Source organism: Acinetobacter sp. YZS-X1-1 (assembly GCF_000804305.1).
Lineage (GTDB): Bacteria > Pseudomonadota > Gammaproteobacteria > Pseudomonadales > Moraxellaceae > Acinetobacter > Acinetobacter variabilis.
The window spans coordinates 249,587-256,204 of record NZ_JWHB01000001.1 but is presented as its reverse complement, the minus strand read 5'-3'; the positions used below and the strand labels follow the sequence as shown (position 1 = coordinate 256,204).

Annotated in this window: 5 protein-coding genes; 3 read left to right on the top strand and 2 right to left on the bottom strand. The window is 44.2% G+C overall.

The features are described 5' to 3' along the window. The first annotated feature begins 150 nt into the window (after positions 1-150). The 3 genes from RJ01_RS01280 to RJ01_RS01270 all read left to right on the top strand — a co-directional run bounded on the left by RJ01_RS01280 (position 151) and on the right by RJ01_RS01270 (position 4,847). Entirely contained in the window at positions 151-1,365 is a 1,215-nt protein-coding gene (locus RJ01_RS01280; RefSeq protein WP_005233431.1) for an MFS transporter, read from the top strand. 143 nt (positions 1,366-1,508) lie between these two features. Beyond that, positions 1,509-3,899 carry a YgiQ family radical SAM protein gene (locus tag RJ01_RS01275; RefSeq protein ID WP_034169815.1) on the top strand — a complete coding sequence of 797 codons (2,391 nt, stop codon included), beginning with the start codon at positions 1,509-1,511 and terminating at the stop codon, positions 3,897-3,899. 399 nt (positions 3,900-4,298) lie between these two features. Next, positions 4,299-4,847, top strand: coding sequence for a DUF2726 domain-containing protein (locus tag RJ01_RS01270; protein WP_034169800.1), 549 nt, complete (start codon positions 4,299-4,301; stop codon positions 4,845-4,847). A gap of 80 nt (positions 4,848-4,927) precedes the next feature. Here the strand turns inward: RJ01_RS01270 and RJ01_RS01265 are convergent, their stop codons facing one another. Continuing rightward, on the bottom strand, positions 4,928-5,284 hold the full coding sequence (locus RJ01_RS01265) for a RidA family protein (protein WP_005233436.1): 357 nt from the start codon (positions 5,282-5,284) through the stop codon (positions 4,928-4,930). A 4-nt stretch (positions 5,285-5,288) separates the two neighbouring features. After that, positions 5,289-6,584 (bottom strand): shikimate transporter, encoded by a 1,296-nt coding sequence (gene shiA, locus RJ01_RS01260; protein ID WP_005233437.1) that lies wholly within the window; start codon positions 6,582-6,584, stop codon positions 5,289-5,291. Positions 6,585-6,618: the final 34 nt, after the last annotated feature.

Sequence of the window (6,618 nt, the reverse complement as noted above, 5' to 3'; positions counted from 1 at the left end):
TCATTATTCCAAAAGCCCTCTGCTTACGCAGAGGGCTTTTTTTATGGGAAGGATTTAGTCAAATAAATGTTATTTATGTGCTATTTCGACTAAAATATCACATAAAAATAAACTTGGGAGGCTTATACTGAACCGGTCTAAGGAGCGGATATGTCCTCAAATTCATCTTCAAGCCATATCGAATATGGTTCATCTGCTTTTAAAGCTATTTTATTCTCCTTATTTCTGGCGGGTTTTGCGATTTTCTCATCGCTGTATTGTGTCCAGCCAATGATGCCGATTCTGGCGGATTATTTTCATATCTCTCCAACACAAAGTAGTTTTCCACTTTCCTTCTCTACCATTGCCTTAGCTATTGGCCTGATTTTTACAGGACTTATTTCAGACCGTTTTGGCCGTAAACCAATTATGGTTTGGTCTTTATTCTCTGTATCAGTCTTATTATTACTCAGTGCTTTATTACCTATCTGGTCTATATTTTTAACAACACGAGTGTTAATAGGTCTCACGGTCAGTGGCGTGGCAGCCGTGGCGATGACTTATATCGGAGAGGAAGTGGCGGAGCAGGATGTGGGCTTTGCCATGGGACTGTATATTTCCGGGACTGCGATTGGTGGTATGAGTGGTCGATTGATTGCTGGAACATTGGTCGATTTTATTTCCTGGCAATCCGCGACTTTGATTATTGGATTGCTGAATCTATGTATCGCGACAACTTTTTATTTTCTATTACCGAAGTCCAGGCATTTTAAAGCTTATCCAATACAATTCAGTCGTTTTATCAGAGCATTTCAGCAGAATCTGAGTGATCCTAAATTAAGAATTCTGTTTTTACAGGGCTTTATCCTGATGGGGGGCTTTGTGTCGGTATTTAACTATTTAAGTTATCGTTTGATTCAACCACCATTTGAACTGTCTCATGTCTGGATAGGGTTGATTTCGATTACTTATCTGGCCGGAATTTATAGCTCTCCACGAGCCGCAGCTTGGAGCAGAAAGTTTGGACGTTATAAGGTGCTTGCCGCCATGCTTTGTACCATGCTGTTCGGCTTAGCCTTAATGTTGATTGATAACTTGGCTTTGGTTTTTATTGGTTTGCTGATTTTTACCTTTTCCTTTTTTGCGGCTCATTCAACTGCTAGTAGCTGGGTATCGGTGCAATCCTTACAGTATCGTGCGGTAGGTTCGTCCCTTTATTTGTTCTGTTACTACCTCGGTTCAAGCTTACTTGGAAGTTCGAGTGGACTAGTCTGGGAAAATGCCGGATGGTTAGGACTAAGTGTATTTATCGCTATTATTTTAGGATTAGGCTTGCTGATGGCACAGCGTTTAAAACCTATAAATGATTCTTCAAAATCAGGATAAGTATATATTCCTAATAAAGGTCTTAAAGCTGTTTTCGTATAAATTATAATCAAGCAACCTAAGCTGAATTCATGCTAAAATACTCGGCTTTCATCTTTGATCACTTTCCTGATCTTCCATCTGCCAGCCGAGAATTGCTAGCCATGTCTACTGCTTATACCGCTCAGACTGCGCCTAAAGCGTTGTTTGATTACGACAAATATTGGGCGTCATGTTTTGAACCCGCGCCTTTTTTGCCGATGTCACGCGAGGAAATGGACCAACTCGGTTGGGACAGCTGTGACTTTATTTTTGTCTGCGGTGATGCGTATATTGACCACCCGTCATTTGTGACAGGCATTATTGGACGTGTGCTCGAAGCACAAGGTTTCCGCGTCGGGATTATTGCCCAACCTGACTGGACCAATGTAGAAGCCTTCCGTGTACTTGGTAAGCCAAATATTGCCTGGGGTGTGTCTGCCGGTAATATGGACTCGATGATTAACCGTTATACGGCGGATCGTAAGATCCGTTCAGATGATGCCTATTCTCCAGATAACCAGCCGAATAAACGTCCAGACCGCGCAGCAACCGTCTATTGCCAACGTTGTCGTGAAGCTTTCCCGGATGTGCCGGTATTGCTTGGAGGGATTGAAGGTTCATTGCGTCGTATCGCGCATTATGACTATTGGTCAGATAAAGTTCGTCGTTCGATTCTGATGGATTCTAAAGCGGATCTGTTGATGTACGGTAATGGCGAACGCTCGATCATTGAAATTATGCATCGTCTGGCCAAGGGTGAAAAGATTCATCAGATTACCGATGTTCGTGGTACCGCATTTATTATTAATAAACATAATCGTGCAGCAAAAGCCCAGTTTGTCGAAATCGCATCCAATGATGTCGATACCATTGGCCGTGTCGATCCGATCATCAACCCGTATGTAATGAGCGAAGATATTGATGGTTGTGAAATCGAAAAAGATAAAGGCAACAGCTTAAGCCAATATCAGAATTTCCAGAAAGAAATCGTAGCGAATCCAATCGTGCGTGAAGGGGATAACCTGGACCCAGATACGCAAATCGTGCAGCTACAACCGGCATCTAAAGCGATTAAACATAAATTACCACCACGTGAATTAGCAGTGATTCGTTTGCCTTCTTTTGAAGAAGTCGCGAATGATCCTGTGCTGTATGCGCATGCGAACCGTATTCTGCATCTGGAAACTAACCCAGGGAATGCGCGTGCCTTAGTCCAAAAACATGGTGAGCGCGATGTGTGGTTAAACCCACCGCCAATTCCGTTAACCACGGAAGAAATGGACTATGTGTTTGACCTGCCATATGCACGTCTACCGCATCCATCATACGGTAATGCACGTTTCCCAGCCTTTGACATGATCAAGTTCTCGGTGAACATCATGCGTGGCTGTTTCGGTGGTTGTACTTTCTGTTCAATCACAGAGCATGAAGGTCGTATTATTCAGAACCGTTCGGAAGAATCGATTCTGCGTGAAGTGGAAAAAATTCGTGATACCGCACCGGGCTTCACAGGGATTATTTCTGACTTAGGTGGTCCAACAGCCAATATGTACCGTTTGGCATGTAAGGACCCTGAGATTGAAAAGAACTGTCGTAAGCCGTCTTGTGTGTTCCCGGGTGTGTGTCAAAATCTGCATACCGACCATGCACCGTTGACTCAGTTGTATCGTAAGGCACGTGCTTTACCGGGTATTAAAAAGATTCTGATCGGTTCTGGTCTGCGTTATGACCTTGCTGTATTGAATCCGGAATATGTTAGAGAGCTGGTCACCCATCACGTGGGTGGTTATCTGAAGATTGCACCGGAGCATACCGAGAAAGGTCCATTATCCAAGATGATGAAACCGGGGATCGGGACGTATGACCGCTTCAAGCAGATGTTTGACCGTTTCAGTAAGGAAGCCGGTAAGGAACAGTATCTGATTCCTTACTTCATCGCGGCGCATCCGGGAACTACGGATTACGACATGATGAATTTGGCGATCTGGTTGAAAAAGAATGGTTTCCGTGCCGATCAGGTACAGACTTTCTATCCGTCACCGATGGCGACTGCAACCACCATGTACTACACCGGTAAAAACCCGCTGGCGAAAGTCGCGCGTTATACTGAAGATGTGGACATCGTGAAAGGTGAAAAGCGTCGTCGCCTGCATAAAGCTTTCTTGCGTTACCATGATCCAAACAACTGGCCTTTATTGCGTGAAGCCTTGAAGGAAATGGGGCGTCAGGACTTGATTGGTAACTCGAAGCAGCATCTGATTCCAACCTATCAACCTGCAGGTACAGATGGGCAATACCAGTCTGCACGTAAGAAGAACTCGACGGTTGCGGGCGATTCACAGAAACGTACCGGTAATCCAGGTAATAGAGGCCAAGCTCAGAATAATCGTCCGAAAAAAGGCCAGATTCTGACCCAGCATACCGGTCTGCCACCGCGTGAAACCGGTGATGCGAAAAAGCCATTCGGTGGCCCTAAACCGAAAGGAAAATCAAAGCCAAAATCACGTGCTTGATTAAGCTGATAAAAAAGACACTTCGGTGTCTTTTTTTATGTTCAGACTTTATTGATGCAGCTTTTGGGTTCTCAATTAAAGTGTAAAATATTTTATTTTTAGTCGATTTAAATTTTTGAAAAATGATATAAAAATAACACTTAGTCGGAATTGTCTTACAGTTCAACCGATTTATATTGCGATCTATCAGGAGACTATTTTACAGTCGCGTATAAGGATTTAACCCTAATTTCTATTGAAATAGCAAAAAGCGGTTTTTAAGTAACCGGCAATCAAGTTTTGCTACGAATTGTATTGGTCTCTACACAGAATGGTAGCAGGGCAATTTTAAAAATAGTATGGGTTTATACTGGATAACAACAAAAGCAAGAATGATTATAAGAATGCAAGGATTGAGTCATGACCACCTATATGATTATAGGGAGTTTCTTGGTGTTCTGTGTCGTGCTCATGGCATGGAAGCAGCTAAGGAATAGCCCAAAACCACAAGACAGTGCCTTAAAACAGCGCGCTATTTTTAATCCAAATGAACAACTGACGTTTATACGCCTTAAAGAAGTGTTGCCAAATTACATTGTACTGGCACATGTTTCTTATGATGCACTACTTACCACCAAATTTGGTCGTACCCGGCACAAGTATCGTGATCTGATTGCAGATTTTGTGATTCTGGATCAGCAATACCAGATTGTTGCCATTGTAGCCGTCGATGATCCGGTGATTTTAAAACGTCCACAGCAGGCACAATTTCAGGATGCCTTGTTGACTATGGCCGGTTATCGGGTCATTCGCTATGAAGATGTACCGGAATATTATCAGTTACGAGGAGATTTCCTGCGTGAGCAGGAGCATTCCAGTAAAGACCAGAGATTTACTGCTGTGAATGATCTCAAAAAATATCATCTCTATTCAGATTTGGAACGACGTAAAGTCAAAGCATTAAGCTGATAGAACCTAAATGAAAAAAGTATGCCAAGTGCATACTTTTTTCTATTTTAGATGAGTAGCAATTAGGCCTGAATAGAAGTCTATTCAGGTTTGACGGCTACGACAGTCAGTTCCACTAACACGCGTGGATCATACAGTTTAGCTTCGACACAGGTGCGGGGCAGGGCTTGAATATCCGATACCCAGGCATCCCAGACTTCATTAAACGCTGCATAATCTTTTTCAATATCTTTGAGATAAATCGTCACAGACATGATCTGGCTTTTATCGGTACCGGCATCCGCCAGGAACTGATCGATAATATCCAGTGTCTGCTGGGTTTGACCTTTGATATCTAGATCCAGATCTGTCGCCAGCTGGCCGGCAAGATGAACCAGATTGCCGGCAATGGCGATCTCAGAAAAGCGTTGTGAAACATGCAAACGTTGAACAGACATCAGCTTAATCCTTGGTTTTTGGCATCAAGGCTGCGACTAATGCAGTCAATAGGCAGCCTATCGCAAGATAGATGGCTACATAATGCCATGAACCATCACCCCAAATCACTAAGGAGGCTGCAATCATTGGGGTAAAACCACCGCCAATAATACTGGCGACCTGATAACCGACTCCGGCACCGCTATAGCGGTATTCCGTACCAAATAGCGAGGTAAAAATCGGTTGATGCACGCTGACCACCATGTCATGCGCGACATTGGCCAGTAGAATGGCACCGACAATAATCATCCAGGTATTTTGTGCATCCAGTGCCATAAAGAACGGAAAGGCAGACAGTGCACCGATCAGGCCACCCCAAACACACATAGTTTTATGCTGAATTTTATCGGATAGCCAAGCAAAGAAAGGAATACTGAAACAGCTAATCGCACCAACCATCAGGGTGATATTAAGGAAGAACTGTTTGTCCATGCCCAGGTTGTTGGTGGAATAGTTCAGGGCAAAGTTGGTGACCAGATACATGGTCAGCAGTTCGGTCAAACGTAAGGCAATAATATAGAAAAAGGCTTTCGGATGTTTGCTGATGGCTTGCAAAATCGGCAGTTTTTCTGGATGATGATCTGCCTTAATCACTTTCTCTACGAATTCTTGGGATTCATCCTGATCACGGCGAATCCACATCGCAATTCCGATCAGTACGATACTGGCAATAAATGGAATCCGCCAAGCCCATTCAGCAAAAGCCTCTTCACCCAGTGTAGCAATAATGATCGATACTGCACCCGTTGCCAGTACCAGACCTACGCCATAGCCGACCTGAACGCCACTGCTATAAAAGGCTTTTTTGCCTTTAGGGGCATTTTCCACCGCCATCAGGGCAGCACCACCCCATTCACCGCCGACTGCAAAGCCTTGAATGGCACGCAGTGTCACCAGTAAAACCGGTGCCCACCAGCCAATAGCTTCGAAATTAGGTAAAAAACCAATCCCGACGGTAGAAATCCCCATCAGCACCACAGTCAGAACTAGCATTTTCTTGCGGCCGAGCTTGTCGCCGAAATGACCAAATACCACACCGCCTAGAGGGCGAAACAGAAAGCCAACACCAAAGGTCGCTAGTGCCGCCAAGGTGCCCATATTGGCACCAATGCTGGGGAAAAACTGGTCTTTAAAAATTAAGGCTGCAACAATGCCGTAAAGGAGAAAATCATACCAGTCGACAACAGCACCAACAAAGCTGGATAACGCCGCTTTACGCGCGCGTCGTTCTTGAATAACAGAAGAATTTACAGAGGACATGCAGGGAGGGATTCCATGAGATACATCAGAGTTG